We start from the raw sequence: 22650 nt of genomic DNA, 5'->3' as shown, positions 1-22650 counted from the left end.
TCCATGGGTACGTCCTGGAGGGCGACGTGCGGGGACCGGGTCCGGATAGGCTAGGACCATGCCGAGCGTGTTGCAGTTCTCCGATGTGTCCGTGGTCCGCAATCTCAACCCCATCCTCGACGGTGTCGACTGGACGGTGACGGGCGACCAGCGATGGATCGTCCTCGGCCCGAACGGCGCCGGGAAGACGACGCTCCTGCAGCTGGCCGCGACGCTCATCCACCCCTCCAAGGGCACGGTGTCGGTCCTCGACGAGACCCTCGGTCGTGTCGATGTCTTCGAGTTGCGTCCCCGGATCGGGTTCGCCTCCTCAGCACTCGCGAAGCGGGTGCCGCCGGAGGAGACCGTCCTCGACGTGGTCCTGACGGCCGCCTACTCGGTCACGGGACGCTGGGTCGAGCAGTACGAGGACATCGACGTGAAGCGTGCGTCGCGGGTGCTCGCCGAGTGGAAGCTCGACCACCTCGCCGACCGTCGCTTCGGCACGCTCAGCGACGGCGAACAGAAGCGCGTCCAGATCGCCCGCGCGATCATGACGGACCCCGAGTTGCTCCTCCTGGACGAGCCGGCGGCGAGCCTCGACCTCGGCACCCGCGAGGAACTCGTCGAACTGCTCGGCGGCTACGCCAGCGCGGACGACTCCCCGGCGATCATCATGGTGACGCACCACGTCGAGGAGATCCCGGTCGGCTTCACCCATGTGCTGCTCGTCCGGGACGGCGGCATCGTCGCGGCGGGACCCATCGCCGAGACCCTGACGGCGGAACACCTCAGCGAGACGTTCGACCTCCCGATCGAACTGACCGAGGAGGACGGACGCTTCCACGCCCGTTCCGCACGCGCCGGCCGCTCGGCCGTCGCCCCGGCCTGACGACCACACCTCGGCGCGTCGATCGCCCTCGGCGAGCAGACGCGCGCCGAGTCTGGTAAAGTCGACCTTTGGCTCGCGGAGCCAAGAGCTTTCTGCCTCGTGCCTGGAGTTCCGAGCGCGGGTACTACCCACACCATCCACTCAACAAGGACTGCTGATGAAATCTGACATCCACCCCACGTACGAAGCCGTCGTCTTCCGCGACCTCGCCTCCGGCGCGACGTTCCTCACGCGCTCGACGGTCTCGTCCGGCAAGACGATCGACCTCGACGGCGTCACCTACCCGGTGATCGACGTGGAGATCTCGTCCGAGTCGCACCCGTTCTACACGGGCAAGCAGCGCATCATGGACTCGGCCGGCCGCGTCGAGAAGTTCAACCAGCGCTTCAAGGGCTTCGGCAAGTAGTCCGCTCCGCTGTACACGAAACGCCCCGATCTTCGGATCGGGGCGTTTCGTCGTCCGACGGGACCGCGCGACTCAGATACCGAGGGGAAGCTGATCCGCTGGGACGATGACGGGGGCCTCGGACGGCGCGACGTCGCGACCGGTGCGGATCGGCCACGCGCCGTCCGCGACGAACTCGGGATCGCGCACGCGGCGCATGTACGACTGGAAACTCTCCGCCTGTTCGAGGGACCAGGCGCGCTGCGCCTCGTGCAGTTCGTCCACGCTCGTCGGGAGCGCGTCCGCGTACCGACGACCGATGGCCTGAGCGACCCGTCCGGCCGCGACCGCGTCGACACCGGCGTCGTGCGCTCCCTCGAGCGGGACACCGTGAAGCGCGGCGACGACCTCGAGCGTCCGCTTGCCGCGCCGGAACGTGTCGAGGCGACGATCGAGGATCAACGGGTCCACGACGGGGCTCGGTTCGGTGATCGACGGTACCCCGTGGCGTTCCGCCTCGAAATGCAGGAGCGAGAAGTCGTACGGGGCGTTGTACGCGACCACCGGTAGGCGGGCGGCGAACAACTCGTTCAGGGTGGCGACGATCTCACCGACGACGACCGGTGACGGCCGCCCCTCCGCCTGAGCACGTTCCGTGGTGACACCGTGGATCTCGGCGGCACGAGCGGGGATCTCGACTCCCGGATCCGCCATCCACGACCAGGACCGTTCGATCGAACCGTCGGCCGCGATGACACCGACGAAGGCGGTCACGATGCGACTCGTCTCCACCTCGATCCCCGTCGTCTCGAGATCGAAGACCGCGAGGCGGTCCGTCCAGTGGGGATTCGCGTCGACCGTGTTCACGCCTTCACCCTATGACGCACCTCCGACAGGGGGCCGTGCCACGCCGAGCCGGCTCGGTCCCCTTCCTCCGGGAACGCGGAGTCTGACTCCGTACACTGAGGGGATGCCCGTCGAATCACCGTACGCCGACCAGCTCGACCGCATCCCCGTCCAGGAGCGCTCACTCATCGTGGACGGCGCGGAGACGCGATTCTGGGACTACGGCGACGAAGCGGCCTCGACGACGATCGTGATGGTGCACGGGTTCCGTGGTGACCACCACGGCCTCGAACCGGTGGTCGCCCAACTCTCCGGCTTCCGCATCATCGCCCCCGATCTCCCGGGCTTCGGCAGCTCCGCGCCCTTCCCGGACGGCACGCACTCCGTCGAGGGCTACGCCGCCTGGTTGGGTCGATTCCTCGAGGAACTGCACCTCTCCGGGCGCGTCGTCCTGCTCGGGCACTCGTTCGGCTCGATCGTGTCGAGTGCCGCCGTCGCCGGTGGGCTCCGACCGGACGACCTCGTCCTCATCAATCCCATCGCCGCGCCGGCACTCCAAGGCCCCAGAGGCGTCCTGACGAGGCTCGCGGTGTTCTACTACTGGGCGTCCGCGAAGCTCCCGAAGCGCCTGGGATTCGCCTTCCTCCGCAACAGGGGTGTCGTCCGGATCATGAGCGTCGCGATGTCCAAGACCAAGGACCCGGTGCTCCGGCGGTGGATCCACGCCCAGCACGACCAGTACTTCAGCGCCTTCGCCGACCGCGAGGTCGTCCTCGAGTCGTTCACGGCCTCGGTGAGTCATGACGTCAGCGAATACGCCGACCGGATCCCGAGCCGCACCCTGCTCATCGCCGCCGAGCGCGACGACATCACGCCGGTGGCGGCGCAGTTCGCGCTCGCGAAACGCTTCGCCGACGCTCAGCTCCACGTGATCCCGGCCGTTGGCCACCTGATCCACTACGAGGAGCCGCACAACGCCGCCGAGCGGCTCACCGCGTTCCTCGCGGAGGAGCGGGACGGACGCTGACGCTCAGGCGTCCGTCGCCTCCTGGGAGACGACACTGGTGAACCCGTCCGGCAGGAGTCGTGCCGCGATCGCCGTCAGGGTCTCGCTCGCGCCGGCGTCGAGCTTGACGTCGGCACGGCCGTCGGCCTTCGTCACACCCCGGTTGATCACCACGATCGGGAGTCGCTTCCGACGCGCGAGCTCGAGCAGTCGGATGCCGGAGTTCACGACGAGCGACGATCCGGCGATCACCAGGGCGTCGGCACCCCTGACGAGCGCCGCGGCCTCGGCGTACTTCTCCGTCGGGATGAACTCACCGAAGAAGACCACGTCCGGCTTCAACATGCCACCGCAGACCGTGCACACCGGGACGACGATCTCGTCCACCCGCCCGACCTCGGCGTCACCGTCGGGATTGATCGTGACGTCCGTCTCGGTGTCGAGCCACGGATTGAGGGAGGTCATGCGCTCGGCGATGCTCGACCTCGCGTAGCTCTGCCCGCAGGAGAGACAACTGACCCGGTCCATCGACCCGTGCAGGTCGACGACGCGGCGGGAGCCCGCGCGGACGTGGAGGCCGTCGACGTTCTGCGTGATGACGCCGTCGGCGATCCCGGCCTCCTCGAGGAGCGCGATCGCCCGGTGGCCCGCGTTGGGGCGCGCGCCGTCGAACCGCTTCCACCCGAGGTGACTGCCGGCCCAGTAGCGTTTGCGCGCAGCGTCGTCGTTCGAGAGGAACTGGTCGACCGTCATCGGCGTCCGCACCGGCGCGCCCTGGCCGCGGTAGTCGGGGATCCCCGAGTCCGTGCTCACGCCGGCCCCGGTGAGGAACGCGAGACGTCGGTCCGCGAGCAAATCGATCACCCGGTCGAGCCCGGCTTCGGCCGTCTCGTCGGCGGGATCCCCTGCTGCGGTCAGCGTGCTCATCCTGTTCCGTCCCGTCGGTCCGCGACGCCCGGAGCGCTCCGGGCCATCACTGCTCCTGAGTCTAAACGGCCTCGTTTTCGATCGTGTTCCCACTCTGGCAAGGTGGAGGTCGTACATCGCGTCGAGAGGACGTCTCCCATGCAGGTCATCCGCATCACCGATCTCGACGACGGACGACTCGACGACTACGCACGCCTGACGGACGTGGCCCTGCGTCGCGTGTCCGAACCGGCGGGTGGCCTGTACATCGCCGAGTCGACGAAGGTCATGGAGCGCGCGCTCCGTGCCGGTCACCGGCCACGCTCGGTGCTGCTGCAGGAGAAGTGGCTCGAGGACGTCTCTCCACTCCTCGCCGACCACGACGTCCCGGTCTTCGTCGGCGAGCCTGAACTCCTCGAACAGCTGACGGGCTTCCACCTCCACCGTGGCGCCCTCGCGGCGATGCACCGCCCACCGCTCGCGGACCCCGCCGAACTCCTCGCCGACGCCCGGCGCGTGGTCATCCTCGAGGACATCGTCGACCACACCAACGTCGGCGCGATCTTCCGGTCCGTCGCAGGCCTCGGGGCCGACGCCGTCCTCATCACCCCGCGCTGCGCCGACCCGCTGTACCGTCGGAGCGTCCGCGTGAGCATGGGGACGGTGTTGCAGGTGCCGTGGACCCGTCTCCCGGAATGGGACGTCGCGTCCGGCATCCTGCACGACGCCGGGTTCCAGACCGCGGCGCTCGCCCTGTCCGACGACGCCGTCGACCTGGACACGTACGCGCGCACCGCTCCGGACCGGCTCGCCATCGTGCTCGGTGCGGAGGGCGATGGGCTGAGCGCCTCCGCTCTCGCAGCCGCCGACACGATCGTCACCATCCCGATGCTGCACGGCGTCGACTCGCTGAACGTCGCCTCCGCCAGCGCCGTCGCCCTGTGGGAGCTGCGCACGCGCTGAGGGTCCCGCGGGACGCTGGCGCACCGACGCGACCGGCACGGCGCCGCAGGAGATGCGCAGACATGCCCGGTACCATGACCGGGTGCCACTCACGAGACGACAGATCTATCGCCGCCGCCGTCTCGCCGTCTTCGGCATCCTCGCCATCGTCATCGGCATCCTCGGCTACAGCGGCGGCGCGCTCCTCCGGCCCATCCCCGCAGCCGCGGCGACCCTGGAGGCTCCCGAAACCCTCACGTCCACGCTGGTGCATCCGGCCACGCCGGTGTCCTGGCCGGGATTCGGGCGCGGGGCACTCGGCGCCGTCGGATTCGACGGTGTCCTGGCCTCGAGTGGTGAACAGACACCGTTCCCGATCGCCAGTATCACGAAGACCATCACGTCCCTCGTGGTGTTGGACGCCAAGCCCCTCGCCGCGGGAGATCAGGGCCCGTCGATCACCCTGACGGACGCGGACGTCGGCTTCTACTACGACACCATCGCGGAGAACGGCTCGGCCGCGCCCGTCGTCGCCGGTTCCGTCTTCACACAGCGTCAGATGCTCGAGGCCCTCCTCCTGCCGTCCGCGAACAACTACAGCATCTCGCTGGCCGTCTGGGCGTTCGGTTCAGTGGACGCCTACCTTGAAGCGGCCCGCGCCTGGCTCGACGCCCGAGGCCTCACGGGTACGACGGTCACCAACACGAGCGGCCTCGGCGAGACGAACGTCAGCACCCCGAGCGACCTCGTGACCATCGGCAAGCTCGTCCTCGCCGACCCCGCGCTCGCGTCCATCGTCAGCGAACCGACGGCCATCCTGCCGGCGATCGGTGAAGTCGAGAACACCAACGCGCTCCTCGGACGGTACGGCGTGACCGGCCTGAAGACCGGCACGGACGACGCGTCCGGAGCATGCCTGCTCTTCTCCGCGGACCTCCAGGTCGAGGGCCGGACGGTCACGGTCGTCGGCGTCATCCTGGGCGCCGACAACCACACTGTGCTGAACGACGCCGTCGTGTCGCTCCTCCAGAGCGTGCCCGCCGGATTCCACCAGGTGCAGCTCGCCACCGCGGGTACCCCGGTCGGGTCGTACGACACGGCGTGGGGCCAGGCCGCCAAGGTCGTCGTCGCCTCCGACGCATCGGTCCTCGTCTGGCAGGACACGCCGATCACGGTGGAGCCGCGCGCGCGGGCGATCGACGCCGGTGCCACAGGATCGACCGTCGGGACGCTCAGCTACATCGTCGGAGCCGGTGCCGAGGGCGGTGCAACGACCATCGAGGTCCCGATCGCCCTCGAGGCGGACGTCGCCCCCGTCACCCCGTGGTGGCGCCTGACCAACCCGTGACCGGCGCGCGGTCACCTGGTGACGCGGTGCCCGTCAGACGTCGAGCTCCTGGTCCTGAGCGACCGCCGCGGCGAACGGGCCCGCGAGGGGTCGCTTCGCACTGATGTGGTCGCCCGACGACTGGTGCCGCACCCGTCGCATGACCCAGGGCACCAGGTACTCCCGCGCCCAGGCGAGGTCCTCGGTCCGCGCCTGGCGCCACCGGCGCGCGGGGAGCGGCTCCGGCTGCAAGGGCTTGAGGTCGTTGTCCACGTCGAGCGCATGGAGGACGAGCCGAGCGACCTCGTGATGCCCGAGTGCGTTCAGGTGGAGGCGATCGGGTGACCACATACGCGGATCCTGGATCGTCTGGAGCGCCCACTGATCGGCGATGACGCACCCGTGACGAGCGGCGATGGCCCGCAGGTTCTCGTTGTAGATCGCGACCTTGCCCCGGATGCTCCGGAAGACGGGGGAGAAGCCGACGTCGACACCCGTGAACAGCACGACCGTCGCGCCATCGCTCCGCAGCCGGATGATCGCCTGCTCGAGACGTCTGGCGATGTCGTCCGGGTCGGTGCCCGGTCGGATCACATCGTTGCCGCCCGCGGAGATGGTGATGAGGTCAGGATGCAGCTCGAGGGCCGGCTCGACCTGGTCGTCGAGGATCTGGCGCGCGAGCTTGCCTCGGACCGCGAGGTTCGCGTACGCGAACTCCGGATGCTGAGCGGCGAGCACCTCGGCCACGCGGTCCGCCCAGCCGCGGTGACCGCCCGGTACACCCGGCTCGGGATCGCCGATCCCCTCCGTGAACGAATCACCGATGGCGACGTACCTCGACCAGGGATGGTGCTGTTCGGTCATGCGTGCTTCCTCCTGCTGTCCCTCTGGACTCTCCAGGGTACGCCTGGCCCCGCGCCCGCGGATCAGTCGTGAGTCGGAGATCCGGTCCTCCCGAGCAGCATCCTCCGTGGTCGGCAGCGTCGGTCCGGTCGGGTACATTGGTCTCCAGTGAACGCGGAAATCTCTTCTCCCCAGCACCTGGGCGGGTCCGCAGCCGAACACCTCTCCCCGGCCTTCCCGGAGCGGGCAGCGTGGGGCACGGCGAGCAAGCTTCGAGCCTGGCAGGCCGAGGCCCTCGAGCAGTACTTCACGACGGAACCCCGCGACTTCCTCGCGGCCGCGACGCCCGGGGCAGGCAAGACCACCTTCGCGCTGCGACTCGCGTCCGAGCTCCTCCATCGCGGTACCGTCGACCGCATCACCGTGGTCGCGCCGACCGACCACCTGAAGCGTCAGTGGGCCGAGGCCGCCAGCCGCGTCGGCATCCGGCTCGACCCCAACTTCGCGAATCGCGACCAGGTGTTCGGCCGTCATTACCACGGCGTGGCCGTCACCTACGCCCAGGTCGCCGCCAACCCGCCCGTGCACCAGCGCGCAACCGATTCCGCCCGGACCCTCGTCATCCTCGACGAGGTCCATCACGGGGGAGATGCACTCAGTTGGGGCGACGGCATCCACGAGGCGTTCTCGCGGGCGACGCGGCGGCTCTCCCTCACGGGTACGCCGTTCCGCTCGGACACCGCCCCCATCCCGTTCGTCGTGTACCAGCCCGATCATCAGGGCATCAGGACCTCCGTCACGGACTACAACTACGGGTACGGACGAGCCCTCCAGGACGGCGTCGTCCGCCCGGTGCTGTTCATGGTCTACGCCGGGCACATGCGTTGGCGTACCAAGGCCGGCGACGAGATGGAGGCCAGGCTCGGCGAAGGCAACACGAAGGACATCACCTCGGCGGCCTGGCGGACCGCCCTCGACCCGCAGGGCGACTGGATTCCGGCGGTGCTGAAGTCGGCCGACCTTCGGCTGTCCGAGGTCCGTCAGGCGGTCCCGGACGCCGGCGGACTCGTCATCGCCACCGACCAGACGACCGCCCGTGCGTACGCGGCGATCCTCCACGAACTGACGGGCGAAGCGCCGACAGTCGTGCTGTCGGACGAGAAGGAGGCCAGCGATCGGATCGCCGACTTCTCCTCGAACACGAAGCGTTGGATGGTCGCCGTCCGCATGGTGTCCGAAGGCGTCGACGTCCCGAGACTCGCGGTCGGCGTGTACGCGACCTCCTCGGCCACCCCGCTGTTCTTCGCCCAGGCCATCGGGCGGTTCGTGCGGGCCCGACGCCGCGGTGAGATCGCCAGCATCTTCCTGCCCAACGTCCCGAACCTCATGGCCCTCGCGGAGAAGCTCGAACTCGAGCGCGACCACGCCCTCGACCGGCCGAGCGACCCGGAGGCGGAAGGCGACCTCTTCAATCCGGAGGACGCCATGATGGCGGCCGCTGAGCGCGAGGACAAGGCGTCCGACTCCCTCCTCGAGGAGTTCACCTGGCAGGCGGTGTCGTCGAACGCGCACTTCGATCGCGTCGTGTTCGACGGGGACGAGTTCGGAGAACTCGCGCAGCCCGGCACGGAGGAGGAGTTCGACTTCATCGGGTTCCCCGGACTGCTCGAACCGGAGCAGGTGCACGAGCTCCTCGTCCAACGTCAGAGCCGTCAGGCCAAGCGTGGTGCGTTCGTCGACAAGAACGCCGGATCGCCGAAGCCGGAGGCGGACATCCCGGCGCCCCTGTACCGCACGCTCAAGGAGCAGCGTCAGGTCCTCAACACGCTCGTCGGGCTCTACGCGAAGCACACGAAGGAACCGCACGGGCTGGTCCACGCCGAGCTCCGACGCGTCTGCGGCGGGCCCGCGGTGGCCCAGGCCAGTGTCACGCAGTTGCAGGCGCGGATCGACCTACTCCGGCGGCGTCTCGGGCACGGTCACTGAGGACGAGACCTCAGGCGTCTGCCGGTCACGGAGCGTTGATCTCGGGTGTCGGCGTCTCGTGGAGTCCGGCGGGAAAACAAGAACGGCCGGAGCTTTCGCTCCGGCCGTTCGCCGTCTCAACACGGTGTGCGCGAAGGGGGACTTGAACCCCCACGCCCGTAAGGGCACTAGCACCTCAAGCTAGCGCGTCTGCCATTTCCGCCACCCGCGCGTGTTGTGATCGTGTCCGGCTTTCGCTGGGCACGAGAAGAAACTCTAGCACGGATTTCGGCACCTGTTCACCACCCCGTCGCCGACGGCACCTGGGGCACCACCGTTCGGAGCGGACCGGGCACCGGAGCCCGCGAGTGCAGCCGACCGGAACGGCGGGTAGCGTGGAGGCATGACCTCCGGCTCAGACGCATCCGCTCCCCAGCTCGACGAGACCACGCGGATCGCGCGGGACCTCATCCGCATGGACACCACGAACTACGGCGAGGGCCGCTCCAACGGCGAGACGGAGGCCGCCGAGTACGTGGAGGCGTACCTCAGGGACCTCGGCCTGGAGCCCGAGCTGATCGACGCGGCGCCCGGCCGCACCAGCGTCGTCGCCCGCGTGGCAGGCGCGAACCCGTCGAAGCCTGCGCTCGTCGTGCACGGCCACCTCGACGTGGTGCCCGCCGATCCGGCGAACTGGTCCGTCGACCCGTTCGGCGGCGAGATCAAGGACGGCCTGTTGTGGGGGCGCGGGGCCGTCGACATGAAGAACATGGACGCGATGATCCTCGCCTCCCTCCGGGAGATCCTCGGCAGCGGCCGTCGCCCGGAACGCGATCTCGTCGTCGCGATGTTCTCCGACGAGGAGAACGGCGGCGTGTTCGGCTCGCACCACCTCGTGACGGAGCGACCCGAGCTGTTCGCCGGCGCGACGGAGGCCATCAGCGAGGTCGGCGGCTATTCGATCACCTTCGGCGGCCGGCGCTCCTACCTGCTGCAGACCTCCGAGAAGGCCCTCGTCTGGATCAAGCTGGTCGCGACGGGCCGCGCGGCCCACGGCTCCCGGTACGTCCAGGACAACGCCGTGACGCGTCTCGCCGAGGCCGTCGCCGCGATCGGCCGGACCGAGTGGCCCATCCGCCTGACGGACACCACGGAGCAGCTGCTCCGGGAGATCGCGACCATCCTCGGCACCACACCGGAGCGGTTGGGGCCGGACGAGCTCGCCCTGGCGACCGGCACGGCTTCCGGGTTCATCCAGGCCTCCCTCCGCACCACCAGCAACCCGACCCTGCTGCAGGCGGGGTACAAGCACAACGTGATCCCCGATCGCGCGGAGGCGCTCGTCGACATCCGCACCCTCCCCGGCGAGGAGGACGCCGTCCTCGCGCGGGTCGCGGAGATCGTGGGGGAGGACATCGAGATCATCGTGATGCACCGCGACATCGGGCTCGAGACGCCGTTCTCCGGGCCGCTCGTGGATGCGGTGGTGGAGACGCTCGGACGCCACGACCCCGGGGCTCCGGTCCTGCCGTACATGCTCTCCGGAGGGACCGACAACAAGGCGCTGTCGTTGCTCGGCATCACGGGGTACGGTTTCGCACCGCTCCGGCTGCCCGAACACCTGGACTTCCCTGCGATGTTCCACGGCGTCGACGAGCGGGTGCCGCTCGACGCGCTAGGGTTTGGCAGGCAGGTCTTCACGGACCTCCTCCTCGACTACTGAGAAAACCACGGACCGCTCCCGCGCCGACTGCGCTGCGGGGCGCTCCGGGAGCCGCCCCGCCGACGAACGCCGGATCCGGCCGAACACCAGCCATCCGGCTGCAGACTGAGCCGTACGGCTTCAGAAAGGTGCGCTGTGGACGTCATCAACGCCATCATCCTCGGACTCGTCCAAGGGTTGACCGAATTCCTCCCGATCTCCTCGAGCGCGCACCTGCGCATCCTGGGTGAGTTCCTCCCCGGTGCGAAGGACCCCGGGGCGGCGTTCACCGCGATCACCCAGATCGGCACCGAGGCCGCCGTCGTGGTCTTCTTCTGGCGCGACATCGTCCGGATCATCTCCTCCTGGTGTAAGGCCCTCGTGGGCAAGATCCCACGCGACGACGCCGACGCCCGCATGGGGTGGCTCATCATCATCGGCAGCATCCCGATCGTCGTCCTCGGCCTCCTGTTCCAGGACCAGATCGAGACGACGTTCCGCTCGCTGTGGATCGTCGCCGTCATGCTCATCGTCTTCGGTGTCCTGCTCGGCGTCGCCGACGCGGTCGGCGCGAAGAAGCGTCGGCTGAAGAGCCTGACCTACGGCGACGGGGCGATCTTCGGCGGGGCTCAGGCGCTCGCACTCATCCCCGGCGTCTCCCGCTCCGGCGGAACCATCACCGCCGGCCTCTTCATGGGATACGAACGACGCGCCGCTGCGCGCTACGCGTTCCTGCTGGCCATCCCCGCCGTCTTCGGCAGCGGTTTCTACCAGGTGTTCAAGAGCATCGGCGAACCGAGCCCCTACGGGCCGGTCGAGACCCTCATCGCGACGGTCATCGCCTTCGTCGTGGGCCTCGCCGTCATCGCCTTCTTCATGAGCTACATCTCGAAGCGCAGCTTCCTTCCCTTCGTCGTCTACCGCATCGTGCTCGGCGTCGTCCTGCTGGTCCTGCTCGGCACCGGCGTGATCGCCGCATGAGGGCCTGGTCCGCTCCCGTCATCCCCGAGCTGCCGGGGTCCGGCACGGCACCGTGCCTCTGGGACACGCCGAGTGGCGGGCTCATCGAGGCCTCGGCGGAACGTACCGCACGCCTGTACGTCTGCGGCATCACGCCGTACGACGCCACCCACCTCGGTCACGCCTCGAGCTACCTGGCGTACGACACGCTGCAGCGGGTCTGGCTCGACGCCGGATACGAGGTGCACTACGCCCAGAACATCACCGACGTCGACGACCCGCTCCTCGAGCGTGCGAACGCGACGGGTGTCGATTGGCGCGAGCTCGCGGCGAGCCAGGTGGAGCTCTTCCGGAGCGACATGGAACGGCTCCGCATCCTCCCGCCCGAGGACTACGTCGCGGTCACCGAGGTCATCGGACCGATCGCCGACGCCGTCGCGCTCCTCGTCGAGCGCGGTGTCGCCTACGCGGTCGACACCCCGGACAGCGCTGCGGGTGACGACATCTACTTCGACGTCCGCGCCGCGGCAGACGACGTCTGGCACCTCGGTGCCGAGAGCGGTCTCGATGAGGCGACGATGGCGGCCTTCTTCGCGGAGCGCGGGGGAGACCCCGACCGGCCGGGCAAGCGCGACGCGTTCGACCCGCTGCTCTGGCGGTCGGAACGCGCCGACGAGCCGAGCTGGGACTCCGTCGTCGGCCGAGGACGACCGGGCTGGCACATCGAGTGTTCGGTCATCGCCCTCGAACACCTCGGTTCCGACTTCACCGTCCAAGGCGGCGGCTCGGACCTCGTCTTCCCGCATCACGACCTGAGCGCCGGCCACGCGGCCGCGCTGTCCGGTCGGCCGCTCGCCAAGGTGTTCAACCACGCGGGGATGGTCGCCTACGAGGGCACCAAGATGTCCAAGTCGCTCGGCAACCTCGTCCTCGTGTCCCGTCTGGCCGCCGACGGCGCCGATCCCTCGGCGATCCGGCTGGCGATCCTCGCGCACCACTACCGCAGCGACTGGGAGTGGCACGACGAGGACCTCACCCGGGCCGACGGACGACTCGCGACCTGGCGCTCGTCCTTCGTGGCGAACGCCGTGGACGGCGCCTCAGCGGACGGACTCCTGCAGGCCATCCGCGTCCGGCTCGCGGACGACCTCGACACGCCGAGCGCGATCGCGCTGGTCGATGACGCGGCGACCACCGGGGTCGACGATGCCGCGCTGGTGCGCTCGACCATCGATGCGCTGCTCGGCGTGAGCTGACGTCGGGCACCTTCGCGGCACCACGGTCACCCGGGACTGCGACTTAGTCGCGGTCCTTGCGCCAGGGCTCGTCGCCCTTGCCCTCGTCACGGCGAAGGTAGCGTTCGAACTCCTTCGCGATCGCCTCACCGCTCGCCTCAGGTGACTCGACCGTGTCCCGCGCCTGCTCCAACTGCTGGATGTACGCGGCCATGTCCTCGTCCTCGGCGGCCAGCGTGTCGATCCCGTTCTGCCATTCGCCCGACTCCTCGATGAGCGCTCCGCGCGGGATGACGACGTCGATGAGTTCCTCGAGCTTGTCGATGAGGGCGAGGACGGCCTTCGGTGACGGCGCGCTGTGGACGTAGTGGGGGACCGACGCCCAGACCGACAGGCTCTGGACGCCCTGGCGCTCCGCGGCGTCCGCGAGCACACTGAGGATCCCGACCGGGCCCTCGTAGGTGCTGCGTTCGAGCTGGAGGGCCTGGCGCAGCCCGGCGTTCTCGCTCGAGGCGAAGACGGAGATCGGCCGCGTGTGCGGGACGTCGGCGAGCATCGCGCCGAGCATGACCATGGTCGTGATCCGCTCTTGGGCGATCACCGTGAGGATCTCATCCACGAACGCCTTCCAGCCACGCGACGGTTCCGCGCCGAGCAGGACGTAGACGTGCTCACCACCGCCTTCGCTGACACGCAGTGCGGCGTCCTCGGCCAGCGGGGTCGCGGGTCGGGACGCCTCAGGTTCCGGCCCGGAGATCGTCGTCCCCGGCCAGGTCAGCGACCGCTTGCCGTCCTCGTCGACGCCGACGGTCGGCCGGTTGAACTGGTAGTCGTAGTAGGGCTCGGGGTCGATCTCCAGCAGGGGGCGGAGCGCCAGCGAATCCCGCAGGACGCGCACGGCCCCGCTGGCCGCCTCGCCGGCGTCGTTCCAGCCCTCGAACGCCACGACGAGCAGGCGACCGCCCAGTGGCTCCTTGGTGTGTTCCGTCACGTCTCACTCCTCGATGCTCGGGGACCTCCCGCGACCATCCATCCAGGATAGGCGCTCCACCACCCGGTAGCATGGCACCCCGTGACCACTCTCCTCCCCGCCGCGGTCCTCTGGGACATGGACGGCACCGTCGTCGACACCGAGCCCTACTGGATGGAGGCCGAGACCGAGCTGGTCGCGGCCCACGGCGGGACCTGGACACACGAGGACGGTCTGCTCCTCGTGGGCAACGGCCTGTGGGACTCCGCGGCCATCCTGCAGGGTCGCGGCGTGGCACTGGACGCCGACACCATCGTCGCGCACCTCACGGATCATGTCCGGCGGCTCATCGAAGAACGCGGTGTGCCCTTCCGTCCCGGTGCGCAGGAGCTGTTGCGTGAGCTCCGAGAGGCCGGCGTTCCGACCGCGCTCGTGACGATGTCCATCCGGTCCATGGCCGAGGACATCGCCGCCGGGATCCCGTTCGACGCGTTCGACCTGATCGTCGCCGGCGACGAGGTGGACCAGCCGAAACCGCACCCCGACGCCTACCTGCGGGCCGCCCGCGCCCTCGGCGTCGATCCGGCCGAGTGCGTCGCGATCGAGGATTCGGCGACCGGGCTCGCCTCCGCCCTCGCTGCGGGCACGATCGCCGTGTCCGTCCCGCACATCGTGCCGATCCCGGCCGGCCCGCACCACACCACCTGGGACACCCTCGCCGGGCGGACGGTCACCGACCTCGCAACGCTCCGCGCGCACGCGGCGCCCGCCACCCACCACCCCGAGACAGAGGCAGTACAGCGATGAGCTCCAACCACCAGCCGGCGAACAGCGGTCCGTTCCGCGAGGGCGACCGCGTCCAGCTCACCGGGCCGAAGGGGCGGCGGAACACGATCACCCTGGAAGCCGGCAAGGTCTTCCACACCCACCGCGGGATGATCGCGCACACGGACATCATCGGTCTGCCCGACGGCAGCGTGGTCGCCAACACCGAGGGCATCGAACACCTCGCCCTCCGCCCCCTGCTCGTGGACTTCGTCATGTCGATGCCTCGTGGGGCCGCCATCATCTATCCGAAGGACGCCGCCGAGATCATCGGTCAGGCCGACATCTTCCCGGGTGCCACGGTCGTCGAGGCCGGCGTCGGTTCCGGCGCCCTGTCGCTCTGGCTCCTCCGCGCCATCGGACCGTCCGGCCGCCTGGCGTCGTTCGAGCGGCGCGAGGAGTTCGCCGACGTCGCCAGGGGCAACGTCGCGACCTTCTTCGGCTACGACCCCCAGAACTGGTCGGTCACGGTCGGTGACCTGCAGGAGACCCTGCCGGAGACGATGCCGGCCGAGTCCGTTGACCGTGTGGTGCTCGACATGCTCGCGCCGTGGGAATGCCTCGACGTCGCGTGGGAGGCCCTCAAGCCTGGCGGGGTCATCCTCTGCTACGTCGCGACCGTCACCCAGCTGTCCCGCGTCGCCGAGGCGATCCGGGGGACCGGCGGGTTCACGAACCCGCAGTCCAACGAGACGATGATGCGCGGTTGGCACGTCGAAGGGCTGGCCGTGCGGCCGGACCACCGGATGATCGGCCACACCGGATTCCTGATCACCGCTCGGAAGCTCGCACCGGGGACGGTCCTCCCGGAGCTCAAGCGCCGGGCGTCCAAGAGCGACTTCAGCGCGGAGGACGTCGAGCTGTGGACGCCGGGAGCCCTCGGCGAACGGTCGGCGAGCGCGAAGATCCTGCGGAAGCGCGCCAGGAGCGCCGGTGCGAGTGCCGAACTGTCCCGCGCCCGTGGCCTCGACGCCGGAGCCGATGACCCGGAGGACACGGTGGGATCGCAGCCCACCGAGCCGGTCGACGGCGACGAGCGCTGACCGCCCTCCGCGTCGACTAAACTGTGCGACGGCGACCTGCCGTCCCACCCGTACCACCGAAACGAGGATCCGTGCGCACTGCACCAGCTCTCATCGCCGCAGCAGGTCTCCTGCTCGTCTCCCTCACCGGGTGCAGCACTCCTGGCTCGGCATCGTGCGACTCGGCGGCGTCCGCCGGTTCCGCAACCAAGCTCATCTCCGTCTCGGGCGACTTCGGCGCGAAGCCGTCGGTCGAGCTGCCGAAGCCGTTGTACACGAAGACCACCGAGCGGGACGTCGTGATCACTGGCGACGGCGCACTGGTCCAGGCCGACGGCACGGTGGGCGTGAACCTGATGCTCCTCAACGGCCGTACCGGCGAGGTACTGCAGCAGACCGACTTCAACGGTCCAGGGGCCTCGCTCATCGCCTTGGCCGGCAACCCCACGGGGTTCGCGAAGGCCCTCGCCTGCACGACGGTGGGATCACGTGTCGTCGCGGCCATCTCCTCGAAGGACGCCTTCGGCCCGGCCGGCGCCAACGAGGCGATCGGCCTGAAGAAGGACGACACGATCATCCTCGTCGCCGACATCCACAGTGCCGCGCTCCCGAAGGCGGACGGCGCGGAGCGACCGATCCCGTCGGGGTTCCCGTCCGTCGTGACCGCGCCGAGCGGTCAGCCCGGGATCACGATCCCAGCGGCCTCGGCGCCGACCGAGACGAAGCAGACGCTGTCGCGCGTGGGCGACGGAGCCACCGTGAAGGCCGGCGACCAGGTCATGGTCAACTACACGGGCGTCCTCTGGGATCAGAAGAGCGTGTTCGACAGCAGCTGGGAGAAGGGGCAGCCGCTTGTCTTCCAGGCCGACGGCGGCCAGATGATCAAGGCGTTCAACGACGCGGTCGTGGGCGCGAAGGTCGGTTCCCAGATCATCCTCGTCGTCGCACCGAAGGACGGCTACGGCGACCAGGGGTCCGGGACCATCCCCGGTGGCGCGACGCTCGTGTTCGTCATCGACGTGTTGGGGACGCAGCGCCCGACGCAGTAACCGCTGCTCACAGCCCAGACGGCCCGTCTCCCGCCCGCGTCGCAGGTGGGCGGCGGGCCGTCCGTCGGTAGACTGGAGCGGTGTCCTCAGCCCGCGAGTCCCCGAAGCCCGTGCCGGTCGAGGAGCGGCTCTTCAGCCTTGTGCTCGCCCTCCTCGCCACCCAGACCGGCCTGACGAAGAACGAGATCCTGTCGACCGTGCAGGGATACCGTCAGCAGTACTCGAGCGGCGGTGGCAACGCCAGCCTGGAGCGCCAGTTCGAGCGGGACAAGGACAACATCCGCGAACTCGGCGTGCCTCTCGAGACGATCGAACAGCCGGGCGAGCCCGGGAACAACCAGTCGATGCGCTACCGGATCCCGAAGGGTGCCTACGAGCTGCCCGCCGACGTCCGGTTCACCCCGGCGGAGCTGTCCCTGTTGTCGCTCGCAGCGACGGTGTGGCGCGAGGGTTCACTCTCCGGTCAGTCGCAGCGAGCCATGACGAAACTGCGGTCGCTCGGCATCGAGCCGGACGAACCGATCATCGGCTACGCCCCGCGGCTGCGCACACGCGAGGCCTCGTTCGAACCCCTCGACGCCGCGCTGGAACGGCGCGCCGTCGTCACGTTCCCGTACCTAAAGCCGGGGGAGGAGCGACCGCGCGTCCGCACGGTGGCTCCCCTCGCGCTCGTCCAGCACGAGGGGCGCTGGCATTTGTTCGCGACCGACCGCTCGGTGGACCAACCGCGGACCTTCCTGCTGTCGCGGATCGTCGGTCCGGTGAAGCCGACGGGTGAGTCGTTCCCGGCGGACGGTGTCGACCACGCGGCCGACGCCATCGAGGGTCTTCGGCGGGTCTCCTCCTCGCAGCGCGCCGTGGTCCGCGTCCGACCGGGGACCGATGCCGCAGCGCGTCTGGGCAATCGATACGGCGTGGCCGACGCCGACCACGCGGAACTCACGATCCCCTACCTCGACCACCACATCCTCGCCGACGAACTCGCCGGCTTCGGTCCCGAGGTCCTCGTCATCGACCCGCCCGCGCTCGCGGACGCCGTCGCGGCGAGACTCCGGCTCGTCGTCGCCCGACACACGGAGACCGATGACGCACCGGAGCCGAAGGAGGCCGCCCGTGGCTAAGCGACCGGCAGCACCCCGCGCTCAAGACAAACTGATCTTCCTCCTGTCGCTCGTCCCGTACCTCATCGACCGTGAGCGGGTGACGGTCGAGGAGGCCGCCAGACACTTCAGCCTCTCACCGCGCCAGATCCGTGAGGCGGTCGAACTCCTCACCGTGTCGGGCGTCCCGGGCGACACCCGGCAGTATCTGGCGGGCGACCTGTTCGACATCGACTGGGGCAGCTTCGAGGAGGACGACGAGATCGTCCTCACCCACCGGGTCGCCCTCGACGACAGTCCTCGATTCTCAGCGAGAGAGGCGTCGGCGCTCATCGCCGGTCTCCAGTCCCTGCAGCGGCTCCCCGAGTTCGTCGACAGCGACGTCATCGGCGGGGTGATGGCGAAGCTCGCGCGCGGCGCATCGTCGGCGCCGGGCCAGCTCGCCGTCACGGAGTCGTACTCGGCCCGGGCCGTCGGCATCATCCGCGCCGCACTCGCCGCCGGACGCAGCGTGGCGTTCGACTACGTCGATGCGAGTGGTTCGACCGAGGCGAGGCTCGTCGACCCGCTCCGTCTCGAGTCCCAGGATCAGGACTGGTACCTCTACGGATGGTGCCACCTCCGAGAGGCGACGCGACGCTTCCGACTGGATCGGATGACGGAGCTTCGACAAAGCGAGGCCGAGGTCGTGTTCCACGAGGCCGAGGTCGTCGTCCCGACGGCGTTGTTCGAGCCGAGTGATTCCGATCGCAACGTCACCGTCCTCGTGCGTCGTTCCGTCCTCCCACTCATCGACGACTACGTCGTCTCCGTCGACAGCGCGGCGAACACCCCGGCGGGGTCCGACGAAGCCGACGGCGAGGTGACCGCCACCCTTCGTCTCGCGCACCACCACGGACTCAAACGGCTCGTCGCCGCCCATCCCGGACTCATCACGGTGTTGGGGCCGGCAGACGCTCGGGACGCCGTCGCGGACTGGGCTGCTGCCGGGCTCGCACAGTACCCCGCCGTCGCCACGGAGTGACTGCGCACACTTCCGGCGGCATGCAGGCCGATGCAGGGTAGAGTGGGGGAACCTCGACCTCGAAGATCAGGAACGAAGACTATGTTCGGCAACGCATTCACCGGATGGCACCTCGTCATCATCCTCCTCATCGTCCTGCTCCTGTTCGGCGCACCGAAGCTCCCCGGGCTCGCCCGGAGCGTCGGTCAGTCCATGCGCATCTTCAAGAGCGAGGTCAAGAGCATGCGCGACGACGAGCCCGCTGCGGGCGACGCCACGACGCCGGTCCCGCCGGCGGGCACCACGCCCGTCGAGCCGACTCCGGCCGCCACGGCCCCGCAGAAGCCGACCGACCCGCCCGTCAAGCCGTAACCCCGAGGACCACGCGAACCCGATGACGCCAGCACCTGGCACCCGACGAGTGCGCCTCGAAACCGCTGTCCAGCGATGGATGACACCGTCATGGCGGTGACCGAACGGCGCCCGAAGAAGCAGAACCGCGAGGGGCGCATGTCCCTGGGCGAGCATCTCGTCGAGCTGCGGAAGCGTCTCTTCTACTCCGCCATCGGCATCATCGTCGGCATGGTCGCCGGCTTCATCGCCTCGGAGTGGATCATCGACGCGATGAGCGCACCGATCCTCGTCATCGCCGACGACCGCGGTCAGGCCTTCCTGAACTTCACGAACGTCACGAGTGCCTTCGACCTGCGGATGAAGATCGCCCTGACCACGGGCGTCGTCCTCTCGAGCCCCGTGTGGCTGTACCAGATCTGGGCGTTCCTGGTCCCTGGCCTCACGCGGAAAGAGCTCAAGTACGCCGTCGGCTTCTTCGCCACGGCCGTGCCACTGTTCCTCGCCGGCTGCTACGCCGGCTGGTTCGTGCTGCCGCACATCGTCGAACTCATGCTCGGCTTCACACCCGCCGCCGCCGCCAACTTCCTCGACGCCACGACGTACTACGACTTCGTCCTGAAGCTCGTGCTCGCCGTCGGGGTCGCGTTCGTCCTCCCGGTGTTCCTGGTGCTCCTCAACTTCGTCGGCGTCCTCTCCGCGGCAGCGATCATCAAGGCCTGGCGCGTGGCGATCCTCGTCATCGTGCTCTTCACTGCCATCGCCACACCCGCCGCCGACATTGTCTCGATGTTCGTGCTCGCGATCCCGATGGTCGTCCTGTACTTCGCCGCGTACGGCGTCGCCTGGCTGCACGACCGACGCGCGGCCAGGCGGCAGCTGCGCATCGACGCCGAACTCGGCAGTAAGGGCCTCGTATGACTGACGCCGCTTCCCCCGCCGAACGGTATCGGGCGGCGGCGGTCCGGAACGCGACCCCACGGCTCCAGGAGTTCCGGGAACGGCAGCGCTTCGACCTCGACGCGTTCCAACTCGAGGCCTGCGAACGGATCGAGCAGGGGAGCAGTGCGCTCGTCGCTGCGCCGACGGGGGCCGGCAAGACCATCGTCGCCGAGTTCGCCATCGCCCTCGCCATGCACGGAGCGCGTGGCAAGGTCTTCTACACGACGCCGATGAAGGCGCTCAGCAATCAGAAGTTCCAGGAGCTCACCGCCGAGTACGGCTCGGAGCACGTCGGACTCCTCACGGGCGACACGAACGTCAACGGGAACGCCCGGATCGTCGTGATGACCACCGAGGTCCTGCGCAACATGCTGTACGCGGATTCCGACGCCCTGACCGACCTCGCCTTCGTCGTCATGGACGAGGTCCACTACCTCGCGGACCGCTTCCGCGGGGCGGTCTGGGAAGAGGTCATCATCCACCTCCCGCAGTCGGTCCGCATGGTGTCGCTGAGCGCGACCGTGTCGAACGCCGAAGAGTTCGGCGACTGGCTCCAGGCGGTCCGCGGCGACACCGCGGTGATCGTGTCCGAAGAACGCCCGGTGCCGCTGACCCAACACGTGCTGATGCGGAACAAGCTCGTCGACCTGTTCGCCGCACCGAGCCTCGCCGACACCCACCAGGTGAACCCGGAGCTCGTGCGCATGGCCCAGTTCGGCGGACGAGCGCCCAACAGCCGCCAGTACAAGGACGTCAGCCGCTACAACCAGCGGCGCGCTCCGCACCGCACCGAGAAACTCGACCGCGGGCACTTCGTCCAGATGCTCGACGACCACCATCTGCTCCCCGCCATCTTCTTCGTCTTCAGCCGCGTCGGCTGCGACCAGGCGGTCAAGCAGGTTCTGCGTTCGGGCATCCGCCTGACGGAGGCGCACGAGCGCGACGAGATCCGTCAGATCGTCGACGAACGCTGCCGGACCCTGCTCGACGAGGACCTGGCCGTGCTGGGGTACTGGGAGTGGCTCGACGGCCTCGAGCGCGGCGTCGCCGCCCACCACGCCGGCCTCCTCCCGGCGTTCAAGGAGGTCGTCGAGGAACTGTTCCGTCGGAAGCTCGTCAAGGTCGTCTTCGCGACCGAGACCCTCGCACTCGGCATCAACATGCCGGCACGGACGGTCGTGCTGGAGAAGCTCGAGAAGTTCAACGGCGAAGCCAGAGTGCCGATCACGCCGGGGGAGTACACGCAGATCACCGGGCGGGCCGGTCGTCGCGGCATCGACGTCGAGGGTCATGCGGTGATCCAGTGGGCGGAGGGGCTGCACCCGCAATCGGTCGCGTCCCTCGCCTCGCGACGCACCTACCCGCTCAACTCCAGCTTCCGCCCGACCTACAACATGGCCGTGAACCTCATCGACCAGTTCGGACGGCAGCGGACGCGTCAGATCCTCGAGTCGTCGTTCGCACAGTTCCAGGCCGACCGCGCCGTCGTGGGGATCGCCCGGAAGGTGCGCGAGCAGGAGTCCTCCCTCGCGGGGTACGAGCGGTCGATGTCCTGTCACCTCGGCGACTTCATCGAGTACGCCGGCATCAGACGCGAACTCACCGACCTCGAGCGCAAGGGCGAACCGAACGGTTCCCGGGCGGCCAAAGACCGGCGGCAGCGTAAGCTCGCCGAGCTCCGGAAGCGGATGCGCGCGCACGCCTGCCATGTGTGCCCGCATCGCGAGGATCACGCGCGCTGGGCGGAGCGGTGGTTCAAACTCAAGAAGCAGACCGACCAACTGCGGCAGCAGATCCAGACGCGCACGGGCGCCGTCGCCCGGGTGTTCGACCGCGTCGTGGACGTGCTCCTCGAGTACGGGTACCTCACCCGGGACGAGCACGGGGTCGTCGTCGTCGCCGCCCCCGGACGGACCTTGAAGCGGATCTACGGCGAGCGGGACCTCCTCGTCGCGGAGAGCCTGCGGACGGGTGCCTGGAACGAGCTCGACGCGGCATCACTCGCGGCGATGGCGGCGGCGATCGTCTACGAGCCGCGGCGCGAGGAGCAGAACACGCCCGAGCGCTTCCTGCCTCGTGGACCGTTCCGCTCGGCGCTCGAGCGGACGCAGGACATCTGGAGCCGGCTCGACGACAGCGAACGCGAGCACCGGCTCCCGGGCAGCAACCCGATCTCCACGGGGCTCTCCCTCGCGATGCACCAGTGGGCGAAGGGCGCCAGCCTCGACACGGTGTTGATCGAGGCGGAACTCGCCGCGGGTGACTTCGTGCGGTGGTGCAAGCAGACCATCGACCTGCTCGACCAGCTGCGCATCGTCGACGGGCCGGTCGGTCGGACCTCGCGCCAAGCGCTCGATTCGATCCGCCGCGGCATCGTCGCGTACAGCTCGCTGTGATCGC

The 22650-nt window shown here is 69.2% G+C and carries 21 protein-coding genes and 1 tRNA gene; 17 read left to right on the top strand and 5 right to left on the bottom strand.

Annotated elements, in window-relative coordinates; translation table 11 throughout:
* The first annotated feature begins 58 nt into the window (after nt 1–58).
* Together QRN27_RS16715 and QRN27_RS16710 are read left to right on the top strand one after the other, a co-directional pair.
* Entirely contained in the window at nt 59–871 is an 813-nt protein-coding gene (locus tag QRN27_RS16715; RefSeq protein ID WP_285043210.1) for an ABC transporter ATP-binding protein, read from the top strand.
* A gap of 157 nt (nt 872–1028) precedes the next feature.
* A complete protein-coding gene (locus tag QRN27_RS16710) occupies nt 1029–1277 on the top strand; it encodes a type B 50S ribosomal protein L31 (protein WP_056005588.1) in 249 nt (82 codons plus the stop codon).
* Nucleotides 1278–1349: 72 nt separating this feature from the next.
* Here QRN27_RS16710 and QRN27_RS16705 read toward each other — a convergent pair whose 3' ends face one another.
* Nucleotides 1350–2123, bottom strand: a complete 774-nt coding sequence (locus QRN27_RS16705) for a 3'-5' exonuclease (protein ID WP_285043209.1) — start codon at nt 2121–2123, stop codon at nt 1350–1352.
* Nucleotides 2124–2226: 103 nt separating this feature from the next.
* Here QRN27_RS16705 and QRN27_RS16700 point away from each other — a divergent pair, with 103 nt between their 5' ends.
* Nucleotides 2227–3129: an alpha/beta fold hydrolase gene (locus tag QRN27_RS16700; RefSeq protein ID WP_285043208.1), complete on the top strand. Its 903-nt coding sequence runs from the start codon at nt 2227–2229 to the stop codon at nt 3127–3129.
* A gap of 3 nt (nt 3130–3132) precedes the next feature.
* Here QRN27_RS16700 and QRN27_RS16695 read toward each other — a convergent pair whose 3' ends face one another.
* Nucleotides 3133–4035: a Sir2 family NAD-dependent protein deacetylase gene (locus QRN27_RS16695; RefSeq protein WP_285043207.1), complete on the bottom strand. Its 903-nt coding sequence runs from the start codon at nt 4033–4035 to the stop codon at nt 3133–3135.
* 138 nt (nt 4036–4173) lie between these two features.
* Between QRN27_RS16695 and QRN27_RS16690 the strand changes: the two genes are divergently transcribed.
* Nucleotides 4174–4977: a TrmH family RNA methyltransferase gene (locus QRN27_RS16690; protein ID WP_285043206.1), complete on the top strand. Its 804-nt coding sequence runs from the start codon at nt 4174–4176 to the stop codon at nt 4975–4977.
* Between the two features lie 82 nt (nt 4978–5059).
* On the top strand, nt 5060–6304 hold the full coding sequence (locus QRN27_RS16685; RefSeq protein ID WP_285043205.1) for a D-alanyl-D-alanine carboxypeptidase family protein: 1245 nt from the start codon (nt 5060–5062) through the stop codon (nt 6302–6304).
* Nucleotides 6305–6337: 33 nt separating this feature from the next.
* On the opposite strand, the gene QRN27_RS16680 is transcribed toward QRN27_RS16685, so the two are convergent.
* Nucleotides 6338–7147 carry an SGNH/GDSL hydrolase family protein gene (locus QRN27_RS16680; RefSeq protein ID WP_285043204.1) on the bottom strand — a complete coding sequence of 270 codons (810 nt, stop codon included), beginning with the start codon at nt 7145–7147 and terminating at the stop codon, nt 6338–6340.
* A 147-nt stretch (nt 7148–7294) separates the two neighbouring features.
* Here QRN27_RS16680 and QRN27_RS16675 point away from each other — a divergent pair, with 147 nt between their 5' ends.
* On the top strand, nt 7295–9112 hold the full coding sequence (locus QRN27_RS16675) for a DEAD/DEAH box helicase (RefSeq protein ID WP_285043203.1): 1818 nt from the start codon (nt 7295–7297) through the stop codon (nt 9110–9112).
* A gap of 127 nt (nt 9113–9239) precedes the next feature.
* On the opposite strand, the gene QRN27_RS16670 is transcribed toward QRN27_RS16675, so the two are convergent.
* Nucleotides 9240–9323: transfer RNA gene (locus tag QRN27_RS16670), tRNA-Leu, on the bottom strand.
* A gap of 171 nt (nt 9324–9494) precedes the next feature.
* On the opposite strand from QRN27_RS16670, the gene QRN27_RS16665 reads away from it, so the two are divergent.
* From QRN27_RS16665 to mshC, 3 genes are all read left to right on the top strand, one after another.
* The gene (locus QRN27_RS16665) at nt 9495–10814 is read left to right on the top strand and encodes a M20/M25/M40 family metallo-hydrolase (protein WP_285043202.1); all 1320 of its coding nucleotides are present in this window, start codon (nt 9495–9497) and stop codon (nt 10812–10814) included.
* A gap of 135 nt (nt 10815–10949) precedes the next feature.
* Nucleotides 10950–11774 (top strand): undecaprenyl-diphosphate phosphatase, encoded by an 825-nt coding sequence (locus QRN27_RS16660; RefSeq protein ID WP_285043201.1) that lies wholly within the window; start codon nt 10950–10952, stop codon nt 11772–11774.
* Complete coding sequence (gene mshC, locus QRN27_RS16655) at nt 11771–13009, top strand: cysteine--1-D-myo-inosityl 2-amino-2-deoxy-alpha-D-glucopyranoside ligase (protein ID WP_285043200.1); 1239 nt, start codon at nt 11771–11773, stop codon at nt 13007–13009. Before QRN27_RS16660 ends, mshC begins: the two co-directional genes overlap by 4 nt.
* Before the next feature lie 43 nt (nt 13010–13052).
* Here mshC and QRN27_RS16650 read toward each other — a convergent pair whose 3' ends face one another.
* Nucleotides 13053–13979 carry a PAC2 family protein gene (locus QRN27_RS16650; RefSeq protein WP_285043199.1) on the bottom strand — a complete coding sequence of 309 codons (927 nt, stop codon included), beginning with the start codon at nt 13977–13979 and terminating at the stop codon, nt 13053–13055.
* 81 nt (nt 13980–14060) lie between these two features.
* Here QRN27_RS16650 and QRN27_RS16645 point away from each other — a divergent pair, with 81 nt between their 5' ends.
* The 8 genes from QRN27_RS16645 (at nt 14061) to QRN27_RS16610 (ending at nt 22646) form a co-directional block, all read left to right on the top strand.
* Nucleotides 14061–14765: an HAD family hydrolase gene (locus tag QRN27_RS16645; protein WP_285043198.1), complete on the top strand. Its 705-nt coding sequence runs from the start codon at nt 14061–14063 to the stop codon at nt 14763–14765.
* Complete coding sequence (locus tag QRN27_RS16640; RefSeq protein WP_285043197.1) at nt 14762–15826, top strand: tRNA (adenine-N1)-methyltransferase; 1065 nt, start codon at nt 14762–14764, stop codon at nt 15824–15826. The genes QRN27_RS16645 and QRN27_RS16640 overlap by 4 nt, the downstream gene beginning before the upstream one ends.
* 71 nt (nt 15827–15897) lie before the next feature.
* On the top strand, nt 15898–16854 hold the full coding sequence (locus tag QRN27_RS16635; RefSeq protein ID WP_285043196.1) for an FKBP-type peptidyl-prolyl cis-trans isomerase: 957 nt from the start codon (nt 15898–15900) through the stop codon (nt 16852–16854).
* Nucleotides 16855–16934: 80 nt separating this feature from the next.
* Nucleotides 16935–17975, top strand: coding sequence for a helix-turn-helix transcriptional regulator (locus tag QRN27_RS16630; protein ID WP_285043195.1), 1041 nt, complete (start codon nt 16935–16937; stop codon nt 17973–17975).
* Entirely contained in the window at nt 17968–18978 is a 1011-nt protein-coding gene (locus QRN27_RS16625; protein WP_285043194.1) for a helix-turn-helix transcriptional regulator, read from the top strand. Before QRN27_RS16630 ends, QRN27_RS16625 begins: the two co-directional genes overlap by 8 nt.
* Nucleotides 18979–19059: 81 nt before the next feature.
* Entirely contained in the window at nt 19060–19329 is a 270-nt protein-coding gene (tatA, locus tag QRN27_RS16620; RefSeq protein WP_056005540.1) for a Sec-independent protein translocase subunit TatA, read from the top strand.
* Nucleotides 19330–19467: 138 nt separating this feature from the next.
* Complete coding sequence (tatC, locus tag QRN27_RS16615) at nt 19468–20229, top strand: twin-arginine translocase subunit TatC (RefSeq protein WP_285043267.1); 762 nt, start codon at nt 19468–19470, stop codon at nt 20227–20229.
* Nucleotides 20226–22646: a DEAD/DEAH box helicase gene (locus tag QRN27_RS16610; protein ID WP_285043193.1), complete on the top strand. Its 2421-nt coding sequence runs from the start codon at nt 20226–20228 to the stop codon at nt 22644–22646. The genes tatC and QRN27_RS16610 overlap by 4 nt, the downstream gene beginning before the upstream one ends.
* The last annotated feature ends 4 nt before the right edge of the window (nt 22647–22650 follow it).

The organism is Plantibacter sp. LMC-P-059a, from assembly GCF_030209505.1.
Taxonomy (GTDB): Bacteria; Actinomycetota; Actinomycetes; order Actinomycetales; family Microbacteriaceae; genus Plantibacter.
The sequence above is the reverse complement of the archived record's forward strand: the minus strand, read 5'-3'. Positions and strand labels throughout refer to the sequence as shown.

Excerpts from the sequence above, each read along its gene's own strand:
- QRN27_RS16610 (WP_285043193.1), top strand. The coding sequence starts at position 20,226 with ATGACTGACGCCGCTTCCCCCGCCGAACGGTATCGGGCGGCGGCGGTC.
- QRN27_RS16690 (WP_285043206.1), top strand. The coding sequence starts at position 4,174 with ATGCAGGTCATCCGCATCACCGATCTCGACGACGGACGACTCGACGAC.
- QRN27_RS16680 (WP_285043204.1), bottom strand. The coding sequence starts at position 7,147 with ATGACCGAACAGCACCATCCCTGGTCGAGGTACGTCGCCATCGGTGAT.
- QRN27_RS16640 (WP_285043197.1), top strand. The coding sequence starts at position 14,762 with ATGAGCTCCAACCACCAGCCGGCGAACAGCGGTCCGTTCCGCGAGGGC.
- mshC (WP_285043200.1), top strand. The coding sequence starts at position 11,771 with ATGAGGGCCTGGTCCGCTCCCGTCATCCCCGAGCTGCCGGGGTCCGGC.
- QRN27_RS16695 (WP_285043207.1), bottom strand. The coding sequence starts at position 4,035 with ATGAGCACGCTGACCGCAGCAGGGGATCCCGCCGACGAGACGGCCGAA.
- tatC (WP_285043267.1), top strand. The coding sequence starts at position 19,468 with ATGTCCCTGGGCGAGCATCTCGTCGAGCTGCGGAAGCGTCTCTTCTAC.
- QRN27_RS16715 (WP_285043210.1), top strand. The coding sequence starts at position 59 with ATGCCGAGCGTGTTGCAGTTCTCCGATGTGTCCGTGGTCCGCAATCTC.
- QRN27_RS16700 (WP_285043208.1), top strand. The coding sequence starts at position 2,227 with ATGCCCGTCGAATCACCGTACGCCGACCAGCTCGACCGCATCCCCGTC.
- QRN27_RS16710 (WP_056005588.1), top strand. The coding sequence starts at position 1,029 with ATGAAATCTGACATCCACCCCACGTACGAAGCCGTCGTCTTCCGCGAC.
- QRN27_RS16665 (WP_285043202.1), top strand. The coding sequence starts at position 9,495 with ATGACCTCCGGCTCAGACGCATCCGCTCCCCAGCTCGACGAGACCACG.
- tatA (WP_056005540.1), top strand. The coding sequence starts at position 19,060 with ATGTTCGGCAACGCATTCACCGGATGGCACCTCGTCATCATCCTCCTC.